The following is a 21810-nucleotide window of genomic DNA, read 5'->3' as shown; positions in this document are numbered from 1 at the left end:
CACAATGCAAACAGAAGAATCAGTGCTTTGAAAAAACAAGTAATTAATAATTTTGAATTTATTCTCAAACCTAATTTAAAATTTTATACCTCAATAACCGGTCTAGCAATATTGATAATATCGTTTTTAGCTGGTTTTAGTATTGCTAAATGGTTAGATCAGCAAAAACTCAAGCAAGTTTCAGGTTTGCATCAAAAGATCGAAGCGAGAGACAATCAAATTTACAAATTAGAGCAGCAATTAAACTTTGTGCGGGTCGATTTAGAAGTTGGAAAACTAAGTCTGCAACAAATTCAACAAGACTTACAAATTGCTCAGCAAGAAAACAATAAGTTTAAAGAGCTGTTGAGTTTTTACCAAAATATTATGGCTCCCGAGCTGGCAGCAGGAGGGGTCACTATTGATCGTTTAATCATTGAGCCAACCTTAGTTGAAGATCAATTTCGTTATAAGGTCGTACTCATCCAAACCGCTCAACGCAAAAAATATGTAAAAGGCTATATTAAAATGTCATTAAACGGCATTCAACGTCAGCAACCCCAATCTTTTGAATTAAAGCAGCTATCAATTGAAGAAAATGATTTTAATTTTAACTTTAAATATTTTCAGATATTAACAGGAGTCTTTGTATTGCCTGACGAGTTTACGCCTGAACGAATTGAGCTAGAAGTAACCTTACCTAAACGTTCTGGACAGGCATTTAGCCAAACTCATCAAAACTTTGAATGGCAACCAGAACGAACAGATGCTGAATAAGTAGTTGAACGTTTTAGTCAGGTATTAGATAATAGACGCCAGTTTCCAACGATGAGGTAGATGAGTGATGGATGCAATTCCACTTAACTTTACAGATACAGCTGCTAAACAAGTAAAGCAGCTAATAGAAGAGGAAGAAAATCCGAATCTTAAATTCCGTGTTTATATTACTGGCGGCGGTTGTTCGGGCTTTCAGTACGGCTTTACCTTTGATGAAAAGGTAAACGAAGGCGATATGCTAATTGAAAAAGAAGGCGTATCTTTAGTCGTTGATGCGATGAGTTTACAATATTTAGTTGGCGGTGAAGTCGATTATATGTCTGGTTTAGAAGGTTCTCGCTTTTTTGTGACTAATCCTAATGCATCTTCAACTTGTGGTTGTGGTGCAAGTTTCTCTGTTTAAATGATAAATGCAGCACAAGCTGCATTTATTTTTTTGTTAAATCCCCAAGTATTTTTGTTAGTTTATTCTGCTGGTTTTGATTAAAGCCTAGTAATCTGACAACCTCTTTGCCTTGTTTATCTATAATAAGTAGAGTTGGTAAAGCGGATACTGCAAAAGCTGTTTGTAAATGCCCATTAGGATCAAAAAATACCTGAGTGTGAGATAAATTTAACTGGCTTAAAAAATCTTGCGCTTGTGTTTTATCTGTATCTAAATTCACGGCTAACCAGTCAAACTTTGAAATAGGCAGTGTTTTAAATTTTTGGTGGTAATAGGGTAATGATTCCAAACAAGGCTGACACCAACTGGCCCAAAAATCTATAATTAAATAATCGCTTTCAAAATCATTGAGTGAATTTTTGTCAAAATTACTGTCAAACTTAAGTTGCTCAACAGTAGCTTGTGCGTCTGGGGCATGTATGTATCGGCTGGCCAAAAATCCTAAGGCCATAGCGACGAATGAAATAACGATAAACCACTTTTTTTTCATTTAACTTTCCATATTGGCGAATATAGCTATATTGTCGTTTTATCCGTAGTATAGTCATAATCTAGGCAGAACTATATAAGCTCAGAGTTTTTAGATAATCAAGTGTTAATCCATTAATTAACCGAAAATTGATTCATCATTATATAATTATAATTAGCCAATTTTGTTTTAGAAATTTGATTTTTACATGAGGAGCGAATGAGCCGATTAACCATTCATTCAGATACTAACCCACAAATGCCTTTGTTAGATACTCAAAATTTAGCGCAAATTCAAGCTGAGCTGCTAAAAATATCGGTTCAATTTGAGCGCTGGCATTTAGATAAAGATTTGCCAGAAAATGCTGACAATAGCGCCATCATTCAAGCTTATCAAAATGAAATTAATGAGTTGATTAAAGAGCGCGGCTATCAATCTTACGATATAGTTACAATGAATCCGGACAAACCAAACAAAAAAGAATTCAGACAAAAATTCTTATCAGAACATATTCATATTGAAGATGAAATTCGTTTTTTTGTTCGCGGGCAAGGCTTATTTGTTTTACATATTGGCGGTAAAATTTTCTCAATTTTGTGTCAAAAAGATGATCTTATTTCGGTGCCTGCTAATACTAAACATTGGTTTGACATGGGGCCTAACCCCGCATTTACAGTGATTAGAATTTTTGACAACCCAGCGGGCTGGGTGGCTAAGTATACAGGAAGCATGATCGCTGATCAGTTCCCTAAACTAGAAAACTAAAATAATAGGGTTTGCTAACCAGCTGTTAATTAAATCAGAAAATGATTACAAGAGAAGGGAACGGTGGCGACCTCGGCCGCCACCCAATACTTATCATCTAACCCTGATGAAGACATGCCTTGTCGTTGGTATCCCTAAAGCACCTTGCGGTGTGTCCTAAGCATTTTTATTATTGTATTTTGCATCCAGCGGGAATCCACCCCTAAGGTCCTTAAACTCATCCAGAGTTACCCTGTTTCCTTGGTGATCTCCATTTCAATCGCTCCTGCGAAAGCTTTCCATAAACCGTCCTGGTAAATCCTATTCCTTATCCTTCCTTGAGTCCTATTGCTTTTCCTATTACAGCTCCATGCTATTTATATCCGTATGTGGTTATCCTTATTTCATCCTGAAGTTAATATCCTTGAGTCCATTTTCCATGTCCTTTGCCATTTCCCTGCTTCCGTGTCGCTCATTATCCTATTCAGATCCATCTCCGTAAGCGACAAGGTAATAGTAGTTGAGAATACAAACTTTAGATATGAGCGAGATTCAATTAAAAATATGACACTAAATTGTCACGTTAAATTATATTTATAAATGCTTTAAAATCATAATGTTAAGATTTTTTTTCTAAAAGTGTGAACTTTTTTTAAGCCTAATCTTAGAGCTACTGTGGGAAATGTCTTACATTTAAATAGCGTTTATCTGCTAACAGCAAATAAATCGCCGTTGTTCTGGTTGTGTTTAGCTGAATTTTTTAGATAACTTAAGATATTTTAGGTAATTTGCTTTATTAATCAGAATTATTTGTGGGTGTAGCGGCTTTATTTAACAAGCCGCTATTTTTTGATAGGTAATAAATTGGTGGGCTAATTTGTTTTTTTCATCAACTTCCCCAAGGGTACGCTCGACTTCTTGCCAGCTATTTTTGTCTATCTCTGGAAAGTAAGCATCACCTTCAATTTTGGTGTTTACTTCAGTTATATATAGGCGATCAGCAAGAGGCAAAAATAATTTGTAGATAACACCGCCACCAATGACCATTATTTCATTAGTATTACTATTTTTTAGCTCTGCCTGAGCTGCTTGTATTGCTTCATCGACCGTATTAACTAGCATAACGTCTGGATGCGGAGACTCTTTACCTTTACTCATGATAATATTGAGTCTGCCGGGTAATGGGCGGCCGATAGATTCAAACGTTTTACGGCCCATAATAATGGGCTTACCTAAAGTTGTTTGTTTAAAAAATTTAAAGTCGGCCGGTAAATGCCATAGCATTTGGTTATTTTTTCCAATGACATATTCAGGTGTCATTGCGGCTATCATAGATATCATCTCAGTTAGCACCTTATCTTTATTTATTTTTGATAGACAACTTCTGGACCGTCTTCATCATCTTCTTCGTCCCAGTCATCATCCCAATCGTCTAGATCTTCAGCTTCGCCTAGTACGCTATCATGGTAACTCTGCCATTTAAATTCAACTTGCTGCTCAGTTTTTTGCTCATCTAAATTAGGCTGCGGGTTAGCGACTAACCAATCACCAAGCGCTTTCATTAAATCGGCTGTACCATTTCGTTCAGCAGCTGAGATAGCAAATGTAGGGCCTTGCCAATCAAGGGCATCAAGAATTGCATCCATTTGTGCTTGAGCATCTTCTTCTAGCATCAAATCAATTTTGTTAAAAACTAACCAGCGTGGTTTTTCTGCTAATTCTGGACTGTATTTTTGTAACTCTTCTAAAATAGAAAAAGCATTTTCGACTGGGTCAGAGCCATCAAAAGGTTCAATATCAATCAAATGAATTAGAACTTGGCAGCGCTCCAAATGTTTTAAAAATCGAATACCTAAGCCAGCACCATCTGCCGCACCTTCGATAAGCCCAGGAATATCGGCGATGACAAAACTGTTGCCTTCACCTTGTCTTACAACACCTAAATTTGGTACTAAAGTAGTAAATGGATAATTAGCGATTTTAGGTTTTGCAGCTGAAACACTTGAAATAAGCGTAGACTTACCGGCATTGGGCAAACCGAGTAAACCGACATCTGCCAATAACATGAGTTCAAGTTTTAACGGACGGACTTCACCTGGCGTACCATCTGTTTTTTGGCGAGGCGCTCTATTTACACTACTTTTAAAACGAGTATTGCCTAAACCGTGGTAGCCACCTTTTGCGACTAATACTTTTTGTTGATGGCGTAAAACCTCGCCAATGACTTCGCCTGTATCTGCATCTGTTGCTCGTGTACCAACGGGAACTTTTAAGTATTTATCTTCACCGCGGCGACCAGTACAATTTTTACTTTTTCCATTTTCGCCACGTTGCCCGGCATGGAATCGTTCAAATCGGTAATCGATTAAGGTGTTTAACCCTTCATCGGCGATTAAATAAACGTCACCGCCATCCCCGCCATCCCCGCCATCAGGGCCGCCGTTTGGCACATATTTTTCACGACGAAAGCTAATACAGCCGTTTCCACCATCACCCGCGTCAACTTTAATTTCAACTTCATCGACAAAATTCATACATTACCTCTATACAGCAACTTTGGCTGCTACTTAATCTAGCTAGTTATTAGCTATTATACGCTTGTTCAAAAAATAGGCGATAACTAGCAAGACTATTTTTAAATGGAAATAAAAAACCCCGCCGTAGCGGGGTTTTAAAATTTATTGGCTCGTAAAACTTAAGCTGCTTCGATGCTTACGAATTTACGACTTTGTGGACCTTTAACTTCAAATTTTACTTTACCATCAGATAAAGCAAATAAAGTGTGGTCTTTGCCGATGCCAACGTTTGTACCTGCGTGGAAACGAGTACCACGTTGACGAACAATAATATTACCCGCTAATACAGATTCGCCGCCGTAACGTTTAACACCTAAACGTTTGCTTTCTGAATCACGACCATTTCGGGTACTACCAGCTGCCTTCTTATGTGCCATTGGTTAAGTCTCCTAAATATTAAGCGTTAATGCCAGTGATTTTAACTTCAGTGTACCACTGACGGTGACCAGCTTGTTTGCGAGAATGCTTACGACGTCTAAATTTAACGATCTTAATTTTCTCACCACGACCATGACCAACAACTTCTGCTGTTACTTTGCCGCCGTTAACATAAGGTGCACCAATTTTAATATCTTCGCCATTAGAGATTAAAAGTACTTCTGGAAATTCAATAGAAGCTCCAGCTTCAAGTTCTACTTTCTCTAGGCGAACGGTTTGACCTTCGGCTACACGGTGTTGTTTACCACCACTTTGGAAAACCGCGTACATATTTTACTCCGCTCACTATATTCTGACGTCCGGTTATTATACTCAATAAGCGAGACGTACAATTCTTTAAAACAGGGCGCGAATTCTACGCCAAGCCTTTGGAGATCGCAAGCCTAAATTAGATCAAAATTGACGAAAAACTATTCAGTTTAGTTTTTTTGCCTACGAAATGCCTAAATAATAGGGTCTGGTCAAATAAAATAGACGTAAATCATTTAGTCAAATTAATCTCGATTATATCACAGTTTCTTTTTTAGCTTGGTTGTTTTATAATTATCTGTATGATTTTTAATGTTATTTTTTATTTTTGTTAAAAGGTAATAGCATTTTAGTTGTAAAAAATAAAATCATTCTCTTGAAAAAACACCATTTAATCAAAAAATTGTGTAGAATTAGCCAATTAATAGGCTAATTCAATTTTTTATAAAATAACTAAATAATGTTGCTGACAGAGATCAAATCCCTCGCTGAGCCGGATATGCGAGCCGTAAATCAAGTAATTGCAGGGCAGCTAAAAAGTGACGTCGCTTTAATTCAACAACTTGGCTTTTATATCGTTAATAGTGGTGGTAAACGTATTCGTCCGTTGATCACAACATTAGCAGCCAGAGCGTTAAATGATAGTCACGATAAACATATCACCTTAGCGGCTATTATTGAATTTATCCATACCGCGACTTTACTTCATGATGATGTTGTTGATGAGTCAATGAAACGACGTGGCCGTGATACGGCTAATGCGTTATTTGGCAATCAGGCATCTGTTTTGGTGGGTGACTTCTTATATACCCGCTCATTTCAGATGATGGTGTCACTTGAAAATATGCAAGTAATGCAAATCCTTTCTAATGCAACCAATATTATTGCTGAAGGTGAAGTTTTACAATTAATGAATTGTAATAATCCAGACACCACAGAAGCTGTTTATATGGATGTCATTTACAGTAAAACAGCCAAATTATTTGAAGCAGCGACTCAGTTAGCGGCTGTAATTAATGATCAGCCGTTGGAAATTGAACAAGCTATGGCTGATTATGGACGCTATTTAGGAACAGCTTTTCAGCTAATGGATGATTGGTTAGATTACGCAGGCGATGCACAAGCGTTAGGTAAAAATATTGGTGATGATTTAGCTGAAGGTAAACCTACATTACCTTTAATTCATGCGATGGAAAATGGCAGCCAAAGCCAAGTTGAGTTGATTCGTCAAGTGATTGAGCAGGGTGATGGTTTAGATCAATTGGACGCCGTTTTAGCCGTGATCAAACAGACTCAATCTTTAGACTATACGTATCAACAAGCCGAAAAACACGCTCAGTTGGCTATTGATGCGTTGAGTGTTTTAGCGGATACAGACTATAAAAAAGCACTCGAAAGCTTAGCGTGGTTATCGGTTAAACGAGACAGTTAAACGACTAATATTGAGTTAAAAACCAAAATAAAAAAAAGCGGCTATAGCCGCTTTTTTTTATCTATACCAAGTGTTTGTTAGCACTTTGGGTTAATCGCTTGGTTCGACATGAACATTTTATTTGGCTTGGCCAAACTCAACGCCTTTTTCGATGTCACCTTTTAATGTTGGTAACATATCGTCTAATGCTTTTTGTTCAAATGCACTTAACGAACCGTAATCTAAAATTGTCTCAACGCCATTTTTGCCCAATTTAATTGGTTGAGCAAAGAAAGGTGCGTTATCGCCACTACCTTGAACATAGGCACATTCAATGACATCTTCGCCGGTTAAACCTTTAATTAATGATAAACCGAAGCGAGCTGCAGCTTGACCCATAGATAATGTTGCAGAACCGCCACCAGCTTTTGCTTCAACTACTTCAGTACCTGCATTTTGGATGCGAGTTGTTAAACTTGCAATTTCATCATCTGAGAATGAAACACCATCAATTTGTGACAATAATGGTAAAATGGTCACACCACTATGTCCGCCAATTACATCGACGTTGATTTCTTGAGTTGATTTATCTTTTGCTTCGGCTACAAAAGTTTCTGCGCGAATCACATCTAGCGTAGTCACACCAAATAATTTTTTAGGGTCATATACACCAGCGCTTTTTAATACTTCAGCTGCAATTGGAACTGTTGTATTAACTGGATTTGTGATAATACCTAATAAAGCATTTGGACAAGTCTGTGCAACTTTTCCGGTTAATGTTTTAATAATGCCAGCGTTTATATTAAATAAATCTGCACGGTCCATACCAGGCTTACGAGCTACACCAGCCGAAATTAAAACAACGTCAGCACCTTCAAGTGCAGGTGAGCAGTCTTCGCCACCAAAACCAGTTACTTCCACATCGGTTGGGATATGGCTTAAATCTTTTGCAACACCTGGTGTTACAGGGGCAATATCATATAGGCTTAATTGTGAACCAGCAGGCAAGTTTAATTTAAGTAATAAACCAAGAGCTTGACCAATGCCACCAGCAGCACCAATAACAGCAACTTTCATTGTATTCTCCATAGGATGGTTAAACTGACAATACCCAGTTAATTGGATATCGATTCAAAGCTATCTCATTATCGTTATTTGCTATTGATTATGTTTTAGACATAAAGCAGCTAAAAACGCAAAATAATACAGCTTAGAGTGATAGCTACAAGATAAAAGATTGCTCGACAAATAACAATCGCTTGCCGATTAATCCGATATTAATTTAGCCTATATTGACTATTTTTTGTGAAAAATAATTTTGGAGATTGTGTATGAAATATAAATCTTTGTATTATTTTACGAAGTAGGCGATTTTTTTATTTCAGCGATAGCTGATAAACAAAAATAAACGCGCTTTAGCTATTTTATTTTTTAGTGACATTAGCTGAATTTGGATATTTATCAGCCGTGTATTTGTCTAAATCACCAACCGCTAACATTGGGGCTGCATCTAAATGCTGTGCATCCATCATTTGCACTACGCGCTGCAGCGACGATAAAATCATGGTTTGTTCCCAATCTTTTAAATCTTTAAAGTGGCGGATAAAATGCTCTTGCAAAGGAAGCGGTGCATTTTGGAGTAACTCTTGTCCGGCCTCCGTTAAATAGGCGTGAACTTTACGTTTGTCTCTATTAGATCGAACTCGGTAGAGTAACTCGCGTTTTTCAAGCCGGTCCAAAATTGTGGTCACAGTTGCCTGACTTAAACTCACTTCGTTTGCGATTTCGCCGATCGTGACTTCACCCTGATCGTTAATGGCCCGCAGCAAAAGTAATTGAGGTGCTGTAATACCAGCTGTTTTTACGAGTTGTTTTGAATGTAAGTCAGTTGCTCTGATTAACCTGCGTAAGGTAATAAGCACTTCTTCAATTGGTTCTATTGCGGCCAAAGTTAAGTCCAGTTGAGAGTTAGGTATAAATGCCATTATAGCCCTTTTTGGCCATTTGAGACCACTACTTGTTGTTCGTCTTCTGAGGTTCCCTGTTGCTCAGCAAGTAAGCTGGCAAGATCGGCTACCACATATAACTGACCATTAGAATGAATTGTCCCGAGCACTAGTGAATTTTGTTGTTCACTTGTTTTTTCTATATCGACTGTTTCAAATTCGATAATTTCATCAATTCCATTGATGCTAATACCTATTAATGTATTTGACTGGTCTTCAATTACAATAATGTTATTTTTAGCATAAATGTTTTCACAACTAAATATTTTATTGCCGTCTAAAACCGTTATTACTTCGCCTCTTATGCTTAATATACCCTCAGTGTTTTCATCTGAACCTGGGAATGGATTAGCTTGTTGATACGGCAAAACCTCCTTTATATCAGAGATGTTGGCGCAAAACTTTTCATTGGCAATAAAAAAAGAAACCCATTTGTTTGTCATAAAACCATCAAAAATAATAAACTGGAAATTTACATAATGTTTAGTGTACTATATAAATAATTGTTTAGACATCAAAATAATTTTGATGCACGAAATTAAATGGGTGAGCTCATTTTGAATACAAGTAAATCAAAAGTTGATTCATCAACAACTCAAAAAAGTGATCAAATCAGTTTTAGACATCCGCAGTCATCTGATGGCTACGCGATTAACCAACTCATAGAGGCATGTCCGCCTTTAGATACTAATTCAGTTTATTGCAACTTACTGCAATGCTCTCATTTTTCTGACACCTGTGTCGTTGCCGAACTAGATGGCGAGATTGTAGGTTGGGTTTCTGCTTATTTAGAACCTAAGCAAACAGATAATTTATTTGTTTGGCAAATGGCAGTATCTGAGAAAGCGCGTGGTTGTGCATTGTCTCAGCGAATGTTGACATTTTTATTGTCGCAGCCGCAATGTAGCCATGTTCGTTTTATTGATACGACTATTACAGCTGATAATTCAGCGTCACGTCGAGTGTTTAAAAAATTAGCAGAAAACTTAAATACTGAATGTGTTGAATCTGTTATGTTTTCAAAAGAAGTTCACTTTGGTGGGAAGCATGACGATGAGTTTTTGTTTCATATTGGCCCGTTTTCAGCGAATAAACTGTAACAAAACCATTAAATAAGAGGACTATCATGAGTATTTTTACGGAAATGGAATCTAACGTTCAGTGTTATGCTAACTCTTTTCCGGTTACTTTTAACCGAGCACAAGGTGCGCATTTATATACTGATACAGGCGAGCAATATTTAGACTTTTTAGCGGGCGCTGGCTCTTTAAATTATGGTCATAATCATCCAGAATTAAAAAAAGCGTTGGTTGACTATATAATGGAAGACGGGGTTACGCACGGTTTAGATATGCATACCCAAGCTAAAGCAGAATTTTTATCTACATTACAGTCAGTTATTTTAAAGCCAAGATCACTAAGCTATAAAGCTCAATTTACAGGTCCTACAGGGGCTAATGCGGTTGAAGCTGCATTAAAATTAGCGCGTAAAGTGACAGGAAGAACTAATATTATTTCATTTACCAATGGGTTTCATGGGGTAACATTAGGCGCTGTTGCAGCAACCGGTAATCAGCATCACAGAGGCGGTGCAAGCATTCCATTATCGGGTGTTACTCGAATGCCGTATTGTGGTTATTATGGTTACAATGCAGACACAATAAAAATGATTGATAAGCAATTATCAGATCCATCTAGCGGTGTTGACGCTCCAGCTGCATTTATTGTTGAAACCGTACAAGGTGAAGGCGGCTTAAACGTAGCCACCAATGAATGGTTGCAAGGTTTGCAAGCCTTAGCTAAAAAACATGGCGCTTTGTTGATTGTTGATGACATTCAAGCGGGTTGTGGCCGAACCGGTACCTTCTTTAGTTTTGAAGAATCAGGCATTCAGCCAGATATTATTACATTATCAAAATCACTAAGTGGTTTTGGTCTACCTTTAGCAATAGTATTGCTTAAACCTGAGCTTGATGAATGGGCGCCGGGTGAACATAATGGAACGTTTCGTGGTAATAATCATGCGTTTATTACTGCGGCAACTGCGCTGAAAGAATATTGGTCTGACACTCAGTTTGAAAAAGAAATTGCTGAGAAAGCAAGTATTGTTCGTGAATACTTTCAAACCGTTGCAGACGAACTTGGCGTAACTCATGCTCGTGTTAAAGGGCGAGGCATGATGCAAGGGATTGAATTTAGAAATGGAGAAATTGCGGATAGAATCACGGCAAAAGCTTTCAAAAATAATTTAGTGATTGAAACTGCCGGCAATCAAGGGCAAATTGTTAAGTGCTTTTGTCCATTGACGATTAGCAAAACGGATTTAAAACAAGGCTTAGACATTTTATTGTCTGCTATTTCAGCCGAGTTTAATACAGAATTAAAATTAGCAAGTTAAGGTGTAAATAAATGATTGTTAGAAAATTACAAGATGCAGAAAAAACAGATCGTAAAATTGTAAGTGAAGGTTGGGACAGCACTCGCTTATGTTTGAAAAGTGACAACATGGGTTTTTCATTCCATATTACGACCATTTTCCGTGGTGCTGAGTTACCATTGCATTACCAAAACCATTTAGAGTCTGTTTATTGTGTATCAGGTGAAGGTTCAATTGAAGATTTAGCAACTGGTGAAATTCACGAAATTACCCCAGGTGTTATTTATTTACTTGATAAGCACGACAAACATATTTTACGTGCTACTCAAGAGATGAAAATGGCCTGTGTGTTTAACCCACCGCTTAATGGTAAAGAAGTACACGATGCTTCTGGTGCATATCCACTTGACGCAGATGAAGTCAGCGGTAAATAATCTATTCATAAAAAGCAGGCCTGCTTTATATAGCTCGCCTGCTACTTCTTGCTGTTATTTTAACAGTATCTAACCAATTTAAATTGAATTTATATTATGAATCATTCAAATAATCATACAGTAGAAAAAATCGGCGGTACGTCGATGAGCAATTATCCTGCCGTTCGGGATAATATTATGCTTAATAAGTTACTTAAAAATCCATATCAACGTGTTTTTGTTGTTTCAGCTTATGGCGGTTTAACTAACTTATTGCTTGAGCATAAAAAAACAGGTGAGCCAGGCATTTATGGTCGATTTGCGCTAGCAGAAGAAGATCAAACTTGGATTGAAGCTTTTAATCAAGTTCGCGACAAAATGTTAGAAATCAATCTAGATTTATTTGGTGAAGGTAAATTAAAAGAAAAAGCAGATAAATTTATTTTGCGACGCTTAGCGGATGCAGAGCGCTGCTTAGCCGATTTAAATAGCTTATGTCAGCACGGTCACTTTGAGCTTGATGATCACTTACTTAAAGTGCGTGAAATGTTAGCTAGTATTGGTGAAGCGCATAGCGCTTACAACCTAGCTCACTTATTACAAAAAGAAGGCATTAACGCTGTCTTTGTTGACTTGTCAGGTTGGGATGTTGATAAAGCAGTAGATATGGATGAGTTGATCAAAGAAAAATTCTGGTCGCTTGATTTATCTAAATGCTTGCCTATTGCAACAGGTTATTGTCACAGTGAAAAAGGCTTAATGGCTACGTTTGACCGTGGTTATAGTGAAATGACATTCAGTCGAATTGCCGTATTAACTAAAGCTAGAGAAGCCGTTATTCATAAAGAATATCATTTAAGCAGCGCGGATCCTAAATTAGTGGGCTTAGAAAAAGTAGTGACAATTGGCTTAACTAACTACGATGTGGCTGATCAGCTTGCGAATTTAGGGATGGAAGCGATTCATCCAAGAGCGGCAAAAGGTTTACGCCAATCTGAAATTCCATTACGAGTTAAAAATACGTTTGAGCCTGAGCACAAAGGCACATTAATTACGTCAACTTACGTAAGTGATGAGCCAAAAGTGGAAATTATTGCGGGCCGCGAAAAAATCTATGCATTTGAGTTATTCGATCAAGATATGATGGGCCAAGTAGATACATTTGACCGCCAAACGTTAGCGCTTATCAAAGACTTAAAAATGCAAATGGTGAGTAAAGATGTAACTGCTAACAGTATTACGCATTACATTAGCTGCAACCTGAAAAAAGCGAATCGATTACAAAATTTACTAGAAAAAACTTTCTCAGAAGCAGAAGTGAATGTTCGTAAAGTTTGTATTGTTTCAGCCATTGGTAGTGATATGCAAGAAGCTGGTATGTTAGCTCGGGCAGTAGCCGCTATTGCTGAAAAAGGCATTAGTATTCAAGCATTGCATCAATCTATGCGTCAAGTTGATATTCAGTTTGTATTAGATGAAAAACACTTTGATACAGCTATAGTTGCGTTGCATAAACACTTAGTTGAATCTGATAATGCCACGTCTGGAGTTACGCTTGATAGCCCAGCGGCAGTATAGAACAACACAATTAAAAAGTAGTAAAGATCATTTTTGGGCTTACGGTATTAATATTGTTAAGCCTAATCATGATTTAGTGGATGATATAAAAGCTGACGGGTTTACCCCTCAGCTTTTTGGATCAAAAGTTTGGCAATCAAACTTTTTGTTAATGGATATTCTCTCGAAAGCCTCGCTAAGGCGCTCGCTTAATGTGCTCGAAATTGGGGCAGGCTGGGGAGCATTAAGTGTTTTTCTAAGCAAACACTTTAAAGCCAATGTAATTGCCAGCGACCTTGACGAAAATGTGCAACCTTACCAGCAAATGCTCGCCCAAAGAAACGAAACTCAAGTCGATAGTCAAAATATTAGAATTCAAGAAATTGATGATAAGCTGCTTGAGCAAGTTGACTTAATTGTCGCGTCAGACATTTGCTATGATCTACAAACTAAAGTAGAGCTATTAAACTTAGTTGAACAAGTTGCGTGTCGTTCAGACACAGTTATGTTGTTAGCTGATATTGGCCGAAAAGCGTTTGTGAAGCTAAGCCAAGATAGTGATAACTTAATTGATGTTGAGGTAAATCCACATTCAATCTCAGAGCCAATGGCATTAGATGGGTTCATTTTAAGCGTAAACAATGTACAGGAGTTATTATGTTAATCAGCTTTATCATTTTTATGAGCTGTTTTGCTTTAATTGGGTTAAGCGCCGCAAAATTTGCGCAAAAAAATAAAGATGATTATTACCTCGCAGGACGAAGCGTAAAAGCTTGGTTAACGGGCTTATCTGCTGTTGCAACTAATAACAGTGGTTACATGTTTATTGGGGTCATTGGTTATACTTATCACTCAGGTTTTGCTGCTATTTGGTTAATGTTAGGTTGGATTGTAGGCGATATTATTGCCTCTTTTTATATTCATAAACATGTCCAGTATCAAGCTAAAAAGCACGATGCAGTGTCTGTGATGTCTTTAGTGAGTTTATGGCAAGGTAAATCGCACCCCGTTTTAAGGCGTTTACTAGCTTGGTCTGCTTTAGCGCTTATGATGGCATACGCCGCCGCACAATTTTTAGCGGGCAGTAAAGCCTTGCATGTTTTATTAGATTGGCCAATTTGGATGGGCGTGGTATTAGTTGCAATTTTGGTTGCAGCATATTGTTTTGCTGGCGGGATACGCGCGTCAATTTGGACTGATGCGGCTCAATCATTTGTGATGGTTGGCGCTATGTCGATACTGTTAATTGTTGCAACTAATGATCAAGGCGGAGTGAGCGCTGTTTGGGATAAATTGCAACAAGTGCCTGGCTTTATGAATATGCAACCGGAAGGTTTGTTAATTCCTGGCTGGTCCGGGGTTATCGCATTTACACTAGGTTGGTTTTTTGCTGGTTTTTCAGTTGTAGGTCAACCTCATGTAATGGTTCGCTTTATTGCGTTGAGCGAAGATCAAAAAATGTCGACTGTGCGAGGCTGGTATTATGTTTGGTTTACGATATTTTATTTAATGGCAACAGCCGTAGGTATGTTAAGCCGGCTAATTTTAGACAACTCAGCGACTTTTGATGCAGAACTAGCATTACCTTTAATTTCACTTGAGCTATTGCCTAGTTGGCTCGTAGGGCTTATATTAGCTGGGATTTTCGCAGCCACTTTATCAACCGCCGATTCGTTAATTTTAAGTTGCTCTGCCGCTTTTACTCAAGATGCCTTTAAAAACAAAATACAAAACACGACTATAATTAAAAGTGCCACTATTGGTATTACGTTAATCACTTTACTGATTGCCTTATATGCGAAACAAAGTGTATTTAGTTTAGTGGTATTCTCATGGTCAGCTATGGGTTGTGCGATTGCTCCTTTATTAATTGGGTTTATTTTGGGCTGGCGAGTAAATCAATGGAGCGCCATTGCAATTGTTGTAATTAGTGTTTCGAGCAGCATTATTTGGCGATATTTTGGCTTACATAATAGTATTTACGAAGGTGTAATTGGTATTTTATTAGGGGTTAGTTGTTTTGCTATCTTAAATAAAATGCAAAAGGTTACAACTGCTTAACTAAACTGGAAAAAGAATGACAAAGTTATTGCCTATTGCTGTATGTTTATTGCTTCTGACAAAAAGCGTTTTTGCACAAGACGCACAAGTAAGTTCGTCGCAAACTAGCAATGGGCAGCAATCCAATGCGGAACAAACGAGCACCCAAATGCAACAGGCTGAACAAAAAGTGAATAGCTTAAAAGAGCCTTTGTATAGCCCTTTTATTGAACGTTATGTATTGGATGAACTTAAAAGCTTGCGTCAAGATCAGCTATTAATGCGCTCAGAAATGATTGAAAAGGTTAGCCAATCTAAACTTGAATCATCTGATCGGGCGCTGCGATATACTGCTGACACCGTAAACAACGTATTTTTTATTATTACCGCAGCGGCATCTGTTTTAGTATTAATGGGCTGGCGTTCGTTAAGAGATATTCAGACTCAAATTGAAGATCACGTAAGCCAAAAAGTGAGCAAGGTGAGTGAAGAATATGAAGAGAGATTAAAAGACGTTGAGGACAAGCTAAAACGGCGCTCTGAGCAAATTATTACCGCCCAGGAAGAAATCTCCCTGTCAAACCAACTACACGCACTTTGGATGCGTGCCGGTCTTGAAACTAACCCTCAGCAGCGGGTTAAGCTTTATGATGAAATATTAGCTTTGAATAACGAAGATGTTGAAGCTATTACCTATAAAGCAGATGCCGTTATTGAGCTAGGCGAATGTGAGTGGGCATTGAGTTTATCAACCAAAGCATTGGATTTAGACGAAAATTATGCATTAGCTTACTGGCAAAGAGCTTGCGCTGAAGCAGCGCTTGGCCAAACCGAAGCCGCGTTAGCTGATATTCATATCGCACTTGAAAAATCACCGGCGTTAATGGGTGAATTGGCTAACGAAACCATGTTTGAAAGTTTGTATGAATTAGAAGAGTTTCAAAACTTATTGACCAAAGTTGCAGTATCTTAATACCCAGACTAAGCTTAAAAGCCCTAAAAAATAGCTTGTTATTTATGGTGATGGATTTATGGATATTAATTGGTCTAGGTGCATTAAAGTCGCTTGTCTAGTGATGTTATTGGTTTTGGCGTTTCAGTTAATATTTATTAGAGCCTCTCGAGTTGATTGGTTGGCCGTTCCTTTTTCTGGTGTATTGTATGTTGCGATTGTTGTTGCAATACACCATATCAAAAAATCATGGTCAAATGCCTCATCATCTAATTTAGAATGATGATTGCTTTGAACCACTTAACAGTAAGACTTGCTAAAAGCATAAAACAACCTAAGTTGTGACCATATTAAAATTATAGTACCGATAAATCATCTATACTTAAGCAGACATGAAGCAGACATTTAATTATCAGAAGCTATTTATATGGATACAGAATTTCATACCATGAATAATTTATTTGAACAATTAGGCTTAGCATCGTCCTAGCAAGATATTGAAGATTTCATCAGTCAGCATAAAGCTATTCCAAAAGATGTGCAGTTAAATCAAGCTGATTGCTGGAATGATAGTCAAAAAGCTTTTTTGACGGAAGCGATAGCGTCTGATTCAGACTGGGCTGAAGTGGTAGATCATTTAGATGCTAGGTTAAGATAATATTTATACCCAAGTGGCTTGGATATATGTTAAGCGACAGGACTTATAACTTATAAAAAGTAGCCTGTCGTTTAACATTACTGCTTATTTTGCGGTGCATTTAATAAGTGAGATAAATCAGCTTCATTAAATACATAATTGTTTAAACAATATTCACATTTGATTTCAATCTTGCCTTGCTCTTCAATGATAGATTGAAGTTCTTGCGGCTCAATTGAAGCTAATGCATTTAAGCTTCGTTCTTTTGAGCAACCGCAATTAAAACTGATGTTAGCTGGTTCAAATAATTTAACTTCTTCTTGGTGGTACAAACGATAAAGCACATCTTGGGCGTCTAAACTAAATAACTCTTTTGCGCTTAGCGTTGCAGTTAGTTGAGCTAAATGCTCAAGCTCTTGACTCATTTGCTCTCTATTCGTTGTTTGGGTTGAGTTACCTGGAATCGTTTGCAACATAATACCACCAGCGTTTTGCTGTTCGGTATCTGTAAACAGCCAAATATGGGTATCCAGTTGCTCTGATTGCGCAAAATAGTTTTCTAGGCAAGCTGAAATACTCTCTTTTTCTAACGCCACTATACCTTGATAACGTTCGCCTTTAATGGGGGTAATTGTGATAACCATGATGCCTTTTTCACCGAATAAATCTGATAAGCGATTTGATTCAGGTACTGCTTGCCAACGCGCTACACCGCGTAATTTTTGGTTATGACTGCCATTGATTGACACGTACGAAACTGGGCCGTTACCTTGAATTTGTACCGCTATATCTCCTTCAAACTTCAAGGTGGCAGTTAATAAACTAGTGGCTGCAAATAACTCTCCAATAACCTGCGCAATCACGTCAGGATAATCGTGGTTTTTAAGCATTTCTTTATAACTTTTATCTAACTGAACGAGTTCGCCGCGCACATTTGTGTTATCAAATAAGTATCGATTAAGTTGATCGCCTGTATTTATCATGAATTTGTCTTCTGTTTTACCTGTATTAATTGACGACGCTGTTTTTTATCCGGTTTAGTTTGAGGATGAGGGTTCAGCGAATGTTGTATTTTACGCATCTGCGCTACTTGTGTCCGTTTATCTATGCTTTCTTGGGTTTCTTGGTAGAGCAATTGAGCATCAGGTGCAGCTCGCCTCTGATCGGAGAGGTCAAGCACTTCAATTTGTTTTTCATCATGACCTTGAGTAATAGTCAGTAAGACCCCAATTTCAACCGTCCGACTTGGTTTGCATCTTTGTTGATTATACTTTACCTTACCACTCTCAACCATGCTGCGAGCAAGCGCTCGGGTTTTATAAAAACGAGCCGCCCAAAGCCATTTATCTAAACGTATTGCTGAATTGTTTGCACTTTTGGAACTTTTTTTAGTCATACGTTACAAATAATCATTGTATTGATAATGAACCGTACCATATTAGAACGGCGTGTTAGATGAGACCTTATTATATCGCTTTATTCACGGTAACTAAATGCGATATACTCAATTGTTGATAAATGAAGTTGCAATATTATAAAAAACGTAACATTCTGTTGCAATAATATAAAGCTTAGCCAGCGCTCTGGCTAAATATGATTTTTAATTACTGGTTTATTATTTTGCAAGACAATCTCCTGAACAGTTTAGAAAAACTAAAAAAGTTACCTCAAAGTAAAATAAGCTCCATTTTACAGTTGGTATTATTTATATACATTGCATGGTTATTAGCTCAAATTACTTGGCAATTATTTCCTAAACCTCAATTAAATATTTTAGCATCAAGTAGTGCTAATACCGTAAGTCAATCGGCAGTCAGTGCTGATACTAATAAAATTACGGGGTTAAATTTGTTTGGTGATTATCATGCTGAGCCTATTCAGGTTGAAACTCAACCAGAAGATGCCCCTGAAACAACCTTAAATTTGAAACTAACTGGGGTTGTACCTAGTAGTGAAAAAAGTTTAGCGGCAGCCATTATTGAAAAAAGTGGTTCGCAAGATGTTTACGGAATAGATGAAAAAATTGATGGAACCCGAGCAGTAATTAAAGAAATTTTTGCTGACCGTGTTATTTTAGCTCAATCTGGGCGGCGAGAAACTTTAATGCTTGAAGGACAAGACTATGACGCGATTGTGAGTGATGCACCTTCAGCGGCTGAAAATGTTGAGCCTGTAAATTCAGATGCCCCACCTTTAACCAATGAAAGTAAGGCAGCATTAGCTGATCTTCGTCAGCAAGCATTTCAAGACCCAGGCACTTTAATCGATTATTTAAAAGTTTCACCAGTAAGACGAGATGGTGAATTAGTAGGTTATCGTTTATATCCAGGCAAAGATCCGCAGTTATTTAAATCAGTTGGCTTGTCAGCTGGCGATATCGCAATTGAAATCAGCGGTTATGATTTAACAAACTTATCGCAAGCCATGCAAGCAATGAATCAATTAAAAGATGCACAAGAAGCTTCTTTATTAATTGAACGCAATGGTTCAATTAAACAAATATATATTTCGCTTTATTAATAATGAATAAAATTAAAGATACGGAGCACAAGGGCATGAGCATTCAAAAGCGCCCCGCAGTAGTTAAGCAACTTTCCGCCTTAGCATTGTCGGCCTTTATTACATTTTCAACCCCGACAACCATAGCCGCAGAATATTCTCCGAATTTTAAAGGCACAGATATTAATGAATTTATTAATATCGTTGGGAAAAACTTAGAGCGTACCATTATCGTTGATCCTAATGTTCGCGGTAAAATTAATGTGCGTAGCTATGATTTATTAACCGAAGATCAATATTATCAGTTCTTTCTAAATGTGCTGGAAGTATATGATTATGCTGTGGTTGAAATGTCTAATGGCATTTTGAAAGTTATCCGAGATAAAGATGCTAAAACATCATCGATTCCTGTTGTTGAACAACAAGAAAGAGGTGATGGTGATGAAATGGTAACCCGAGTAGTTCAAGTTTATAACGTATCAGTAAAAGAACTCTCCCCTTTACTACGCCAACTGAATGATCAGGCTGGTGGCGGTAACGTAGTTCATTACGATCCATCAAACGTAATAATGTTGACGGGGCGCGCAGCTGTAGTTAACCGTTTAGCCGAAATTATTCGACGGGTAGATCAAGCAGGTGACCAAGAAGTAGAAATTATAAAATTAAAATATGCATCAGCTACCGAAATGGTGCGCATTATTGAAACCTTGAATAAAAACTCAGCTAAAGACAGAACGCCTGATAATTTGATTCCTAAAGTGGTTGCAGATGACAGAACTAATAGTGTCATTGTAAGTGGTGAAGGCAAAGCCCGCACCCGTACCATCAAAATGATTCAGCGTTTAGACAGTGAACTTGAAAACAACGGTAATACTAAAGTTTATTATTTAAAATATTCTAAAGCTGAAGATTTAGTTAAAGTTTTAGAAGGGGTTAGCTCAAGTATTATTGAAGATAAAACAGGTGCATCAAAAGGTTCATCTTCAAAATCTAAACGTGATATCAGTATAGACGCACATCCAGAAAGCAATGCACTGGTAATTACAGCAGAGCCAGATGTGATGCGTTCATTGGAAGAGGTCATTCGACAGCTTGATATTCGCCGTGCACAAATTCAAGTAGAAGCCATTATAGTTGAAGTGTTTGAAGGTGATGGTTTTAATTTGGGTGTGCAGTGGATCAGTGAAGATGGCGGTATGGTTCAATTTACCAACTCAACGCCAATTGGTTCTTTAGCTGTGGGCGCAGAGCAAGCAAGAACGCGTTACGGTGAAGATGATATTACATACCGTACAGACGGTGATGGCCAGCCAGTTTACGATGAAAACGGTGAACGTGTTATTGCCAGTATTGTTGAAGGTGAAGAAATTCCAGGCGATTTTTCAACGTTGGCAAGTTTACTTGGTGGCGTTAATGGCACTATGTTGGGTGTGGTTAAAGATGGTTGGGGGGCTGTATTACAAGCAGTAACCACCGCGACTAACTCAAATATTTTGGCAACACCCAGCTTAACCACTATGGATAATCAAGAAGCTTCTATTTTAGTGGGTCAGGAAGTCCCAACTATTACCGGGGCAACCGCATCAAACTCTAATACTAACCCATTTCAAACGGTTGACCGAAAAGAAGTGGGTATTAAGCTCAAGGTGACACCTCAAATTAACGAAGGTTCAGCGGTTATGCTGACGTTAGAGCAAGAGGTATCCAGTGTGGCAGGTGCAACTGGTATTGATGTGAGCTTTAATAAACGTGAAATTAAAACAACCGTTATGGCAGAAAGTGGGCAAACCATAGTGCTTGGTGGCTTGATTGATGAAGATGTGCAAGAAAGCGTTTCTAAAGTGCCTTTATTAGGTGATATTCCTATTATCGGTAATCTATTTAAATCGACCAGCAATACGAAGCGCAAGCGAAATCTAATGGTTTTTATTCGCCCAACAATAGTGACTGACGGTTTAACGCAAAACGCAATGAGCCATCGTAAATATAATTATATCCGAGCTCAGCAATTAGAGCGTCGTGCAAATGGTAACTTCTTATCTTACAGTGATGAAGTGCCAGTATTGCCTCATTGGGATAGCAAATTAGAGTTACCGCCTTCATTTGAAGAATATTTAACTGAAAAAGGTGCATTAAAACAGTACCTTGAAGCGGATAAAGCACAACGTGAAGATCAAAAACGCGAAGCTGAAAAGTCGCAATAATAAGGTTGAGTGATGACACAAGAAACTCAAGATTTAA

Annotated in this window: 25 protein-coding genes; 15 read left to right on the top strand and 10 right to left on the bottom strand. The window is 37.8% G+C overall.

Going from position 1 to position 21810, the window contains the following annotated elements:
- Positions 1 to 27 precede the first annotated feature (27 nt).
- A complete protein-coding gene (locus OLW01_RS12055; RefSeq protein WP_268074168.1) occupies positions 28 to 756 on the top strand; it encodes a DUF6776 family protein in 729 nt (242 codons plus the stop codon).
- Between the two features lie 67 nt (positions 757 to 823).
- Positions 824 to 1159: an iron-sulfur cluster insertion protein ErpA gene (erpA, locus tag OLW01_RS12050; protein WP_268076227.1), complete on the top strand. Its 336-nt coding sequence runs from the start codon at positions 824 to 826 to the stop codon at positions 1157 to 1159.
- Between the two features lie 25 nt (positions 1160 to 1184).
- Here the strand turns inward: erpA and OLW01_RS12045 are convergent, their stop codons facing one another.
- A complete protein-coding gene (locus OLW01_RS12045; RefSeq protein ID WP_268074167.1) occupies positions 1185 to 1691 on the bottom strand; it encodes a TlpA family protein disulfide reductase in 507 nt (168 codons plus the stop codon).
- 198 nt (positions 1692 to 1889) lie between these two features.
- Between OLW01_RS12045 and OLW01_RS12040 the strand changes: the two genes are divergently transcribed.
- The gene (locus OLW01_RS12040) at positions 1890 to 2435 is read left to right on the top strand and encodes a 1,2-dihydroxy-3-keto-5-methylthiopentene dioxygenase (protein WP_268074166.1); all 546 of its coding nucleotides are present in this window, start codon (positions 1890 to 1892) and stop codon (positions 2433 to 2435) included.
- Between the two features lie 810 nt (positions 2436 to 3245).
- Here OLW01_RS12040 and folA read toward each other — a convergent pair.
- The 4 genes from folA to rplU form a co-directional block, all read right to left on the bottom strand.
- Positions 3246 to 3755, bottom strand: coding sequence for a type 3 dihydrofolate reductase (folA, locus tag OLW01_RS12035; RefSeq protein WP_268074165.1), 510 nt, complete (start codon positions 3753 to 3755; stop codon positions 3246 to 3248).
- A 23-nt stretch (positions 3756 to 3778) separates the two neighbouring features.
- Complete coding sequence (cgtA, locus tag OLW01_RS12030) at positions 3779 to 4948, bottom strand: Obg family GTPase CgtA (protein ID WP_268074164.1); 1170 nt, start codon at positions 4946 to 4948, stop codon at positions 3779 to 3781.
- 161 nt (positions 4949 to 5109) lie between these two features.
- Positions 5110 to 5367, bottom strand: coding sequence for a 50S ribosomal protein L27 (gene rpmA / locus OLW01_RS12025; protein ID WP_268074163.1), 258 nt, complete (start codon positions 5365 to 5367; stop codon positions 5110 to 5112).
- Positions 5368 to 5386: 19 nt separating this feature from the next.
- Positions 5387 to 5698 carry a 50S ribosomal protein L21 gene (gene rplU, locus OLW01_RS12020; RefSeq protein ID WP_268074162.1) on the bottom strand — a complete coding sequence of 104 codons (312 nt, stop codon included), beginning with the start codon at positions 5696 to 5698 and terminating at the stop codon, positions 5387 to 5389.
- A gap of 439 nt (positions 5699 to 6137) precedes the next feature.
- Here rplU and ispB point away from each other — a divergent pair, with 439 nt between their 5' ends.
- A complete protein-coding gene (gene ispB, locus OLW01_RS12015) occupies positions 6138 to 7109 on the top strand; it encodes an octaprenyl diphosphate synthase (RefSeq protein ID WP_268074161.1) in 972 nt (323 codons plus the stop codon).
- Between the two features lie 117 nt (positions 7110 to 7226).
- On the opposite strand, the gene mdh is transcribed toward ispB, so the two are convergent.
- From mdh to OLW01_RS12000, 3 genes are all read right to left on the bottom strand, one after another.
- Positions 7227 to 8165: a malate dehydrogenase gene (mdh, locus tag OLW01_RS12010; protein ID WP_268074160.1), complete on the bottom strand. Its 939-nt coding sequence runs from the start codon at positions 8163 to 8165 to the stop codon at positions 7227 to 7229.
- 347 nt (positions 8166 to 8512) lie between these two features.
- Entirely contained in the window at positions 8513 to 9028 is a 516-nt protein-coding gene (locus tag OLW01_RS12005; RefSeq protein ID WP_268076226.1) for a MarR family winged helix-turn-helix transcriptional regulator, read from the bottom strand.
- A 44-nt stretch (positions 9029 to 9072) separates the two neighbouring features.
- Complete coding sequence (locus OLW01_RS12000; protein ID WP_268074159.1) at positions 9073 to 9537, bottom strand: chemotaxis protein CheW; 465 nt, start codon at positions 9535 to 9537, stop codon at positions 9073 to 9075.
- A 114-nt stretch (positions 9538 to 9651) separates the two neighbouring features.
- On the opposite strand from OLW01_RS12000, the gene ectA reads away from it, so the two are divergent.
- From ectA to OLW01_RS11955, 9 genes are all read left to right on the top strand, one after another.
- Positions 9652 to 10194, top strand: coding sequence for a diaminobutyrate acetyltransferase (ectA, locus tag OLW01_RS11995; RefSeq protein ID WP_268074158.1), 543 nt, complete (start codon positions 9652 to 9654; stop codon positions 10192 to 10194).
- Positions 10195 to 10220: 26 nt separating this feature from the next.
- Positions 10221 to 11492, top strand: a complete 1272-nt coding sequence (gene ectB / locus OLW01_RS11990; RefSeq protein WP_268074157.1) for a diaminobutyrate--2-oxoglutarate transaminase — start codon at positions 10221 to 10223, stop codon at positions 11490 to 11492.
- Between the two features lie 11 nt (positions 11493 to 11503).
- Entirely contained in the window at positions 11504 to 11905 is a 402-nt protein-coding gene (locus OLW01_RS11985; RefSeq protein ID WP_268074156.1) for an ectoine synthase, read from the top strand.
- A gap of 96 nt (positions 11906 to 12001) precedes the next feature.
- On the top strand, positions 12002 to 13462 hold the full coding sequence (locus OLW01_RS11980) for an aspartate kinase (protein ID WP_268074155.1): 1461 nt from the start codon (positions 12002 to 12004) through the stop codon (positions 13460 to 13462).
- Entirely contained in the window at positions 13440 to 14105 is a 666-nt protein-coding gene (locus OLW01_RS11975) for a class I SAM-dependent methyltransferase (RefSeq protein ID WP_268074154.1), read from the top strand. Before OLW01_RS11980 ends, OLW01_RS11975 begins: the two co-directional genes overlap by 23 nt.
- Positions 14099 to 15502: a sodium/proline symporter gene (locus OLW01_RS11970; protein ID WP_268074153.1), complete on the top strand. Its 1404-nt coding sequence runs from the start codon at positions 14099 to 14101 to the stop codon at positions 15500 to 15502. Before OLW01_RS11975 ends, OLW01_RS11970 begins: the two co-directional genes overlap by 7 nt.
- Before the next feature lie 16 nt (positions 15503 to 15518).
- A complete protein-coding gene (locus OLW01_RS11965) occupies positions 15519 to 16454 on the top strand; it encodes a TPR end-of-group domain-containing protein (RefSeq protein WP_268074152.1) in 936 nt (311 codons plus the stop codon).
- Positions 16455 to 16512: 58 nt separating this feature from the next.
- Positions 16513 to 16716 carry a hypothetical protein gene (locus OLW01_RS11960; protein WP_268074151.1) on the top strand — a complete coding sequence of 68 codons (204 nt, stop codon included), beginning with the start codon at positions 16513 to 16515 and terminating at the stop codon, positions 16714 to 16716.
- A 213-nt stretch (positions 16717 to 16929) separates the two neighbouring features.
- Positions 16930 to 17091: a DUF2789 family protein gene (locus tag OLW01_RS11955; RefSeq protein WP_326498601.1), complete on the top strand. Its 162-nt coding sequence runs from the start codon at positions 16930 to 16932 to the stop codon at positions 17089 to 17091.
- 77 nt (positions 17092 to 17168) lie between these two features.
- On the opposite strand, the gene hslO is transcribed toward OLW01_RS11955, so the two are convergent.
- A complete protein-coding gene (hslO, locus tag OLW01_RS11950) occupies positions 17169 to 18053 on the bottom strand; it encodes an Hsp33 family molecular chaperone HslO (protein WP_268074150.1) in 885 nt (294 codons plus the stop codon).
- The gene (hslR, locus tag OLW01_RS11945; protein WP_268074149.1) at positions 18050 to 18466 is read right to left on the bottom strand and encodes a ribosome-associated heat shock protein Hsp15; all 417 of its coding nucleotides are present in this window, start codon (positions 18464 to 18466) and stop codon (positions 18050 to 18052) included. The genes hslO and hslR overlap by 4 nt, the downstream gene beginning before the upstream one ends.
- Before the next feature lie 224 nt (positions 18467 to 18690).
- On the opposite strand from hslR, the gene gspC reads away from it, so the two are divergent.
- Positions 18691 to 19590, top strand: a complete 900-nt coding sequence (gene gspC / locus OLW01_RS11940; protein WP_268074148.1) for a type II secretion system protein GspC — start codon at positions 18691 to 18693, stop codon at positions 19588 to 19590.
- Between the two features lie 35 nt (positions 19591 to 19625).
- Complete coding sequence (gspD, locus tag OLW01_RS11935) at positions 19626 to 21773, top strand: type II secretion system secretin GspD (protein ID WP_268074147.1); 2148 nt, start codon at positions 19626 to 19628, stop codon at positions 21771 to 21773.
- The last annotated feature ends 37 nt before the right edge of the window (positions 21774 to 21810 follow it).

Source organism: Catenovulum adriaticum (assembly GCF_026725475.1).
Classification (GTDB): domain Bacteria; phylum Pseudomonadota; class Gammaproteobacteria; order Enterobacterales; family Alteromonadaceae; genus Catenovulum; species Catenovulum adriaticum.
This window is presented reverse-complemented; position numbering and strand designations above follow the sequence as displayed.

What these genes read in the sequence shown, in the direction of transcription:
- erpA (WP_268076227.1), top strand. Translation starts at nt 824, where the DNA reads ATGGATGCAATTCCACTTAACTTTACAGATACAGCTGCTAAACAAGTA.
- OLW01_RS12045 (WP_268074167.1), bottom strand. Translation starts at nt 1,691, where the DNA reads ATGAAAAAAAAGTGGTTTATCGTTATTTCATTCGTCGCTATGGCCTTA.
- OLW01_RS12040 (WP_268074166.1), top strand. Translation starts at nt 1,890, where the DNA reads ATGAGCCGATTAACCATTCATTCAGATACTAACCCACAAATGCCTTTG.
- folA (WP_268074165.1), bottom strand. Translation starts at nt 3,755, where the DNA reads ATGATATCTATGATAGCCGCAATGACACCTGAATATGTCATTGGAAAA.
- cgtA (WP_268074164.1), bottom strand. Translation starts at nt 4,948, where the DNA reads ATGAATTTTGTCGATGAAGTTGAAATTAAAGTTGACGCGGGTGATGGT.
- rpmA (WP_268074163.1), bottom strand. Translation starts at nt 5,367, where the DNA reads ATGGCACATAAGAAGGCAGCTGGTAGTACCCGAAATGGTCGTGATTCA.
- rplU (WP_268074162.1), bottom strand. Translation starts at nt 5,698, where the DNA reads ATGTACGCGGTTTTCCAAAGTGGTGGTAAACAACACCGTGTAGCCGAA.
- ispB (WP_268074161.1), top strand. Translation starts at nt 6,138, where the DNA reads ATGTTGCTGACAGAGATCAAATCCCTCGCTGAGCCGGATATGCGAGCC.
- mdh (WP_268074160.1), bottom strand. Translation starts at nt 8,165, where the DNA reads ATGAAAGTTGCTGTTATTGGTGCTGCTGGTGGCATTGGTCAAGCTCTT.
- OLW01_RS12000 (WP_268074159.1), bottom strand. Translation starts at nt 9,537, where the DNA reads ATGACAAACAAATGGGTTTCTTTTTTTATTGCCAATGAAAAGTTTTGC.
- ectB (WP_268074157.1), top strand. Translation starts at nt 10,221, where the DNA reads ATGAGTATTTTTACGGAAATGGAATCTAACGTTCAGTGTTATGCTAAC.
- OLW01_RS11985 (WP_268074156.1), top strand. Translation starts at nt 11,504, where the DNA reads ATGATTGTTAGAAAATTACAAGATGCAGAAAAAACAGATCGTAAAATT.
- OLW01_RS11980 (WP_268074155.1), top strand. Translation starts at nt 12,002, where the DNA reads ATGAATCATTCAAATAATCATACAGTAGAAAAAATCGGCGGTACGTCG.
- OLW01_RS11970 (WP_268074153.1), top strand. Translation starts at nt 14,099, where the DNA reads ATGTTAATCAGCTTTATCATTTTTATGAGCTGTTTTGCTTTAATTGGG.
- OLW01_RS11965 (WP_268074152.1), top strand. Translation starts at nt 15,519, where the DNA reads ATGACAAAGTTATTGCCTATTGCTGTATGTTTATTGCTTCTGACAAAA.
- OLW01_RS11960 (WP_268074151.1), top strand. Translation starts at nt 16,513, where the DNA reads ATGGATATTAATTGGTCTAGGTGCATTAAAGTCGCTTGTCTAGTGATG.
- hslO (WP_268074150.1), bottom strand. Translation starts at nt 18,053, where the DNA reads ATGATAAATACAGGCGATCAACTTAATCGATACTTATTTGATAACACA.
- hslR (WP_268074149.1), bottom strand. Translation starts at nt 18,466, where the DNA reads ATGACTAAAAAAAGTTCCAAAAGTGCAAACAATTCAGCAATACGTTTA.
- gspD (WP_268074147.1), top strand. Translation starts at nt 19,626, where the DNA reads ATGAGCATTCAAAAGCGCCCCGCAGTAGTTAAGCAACTTTCCGCCTTA.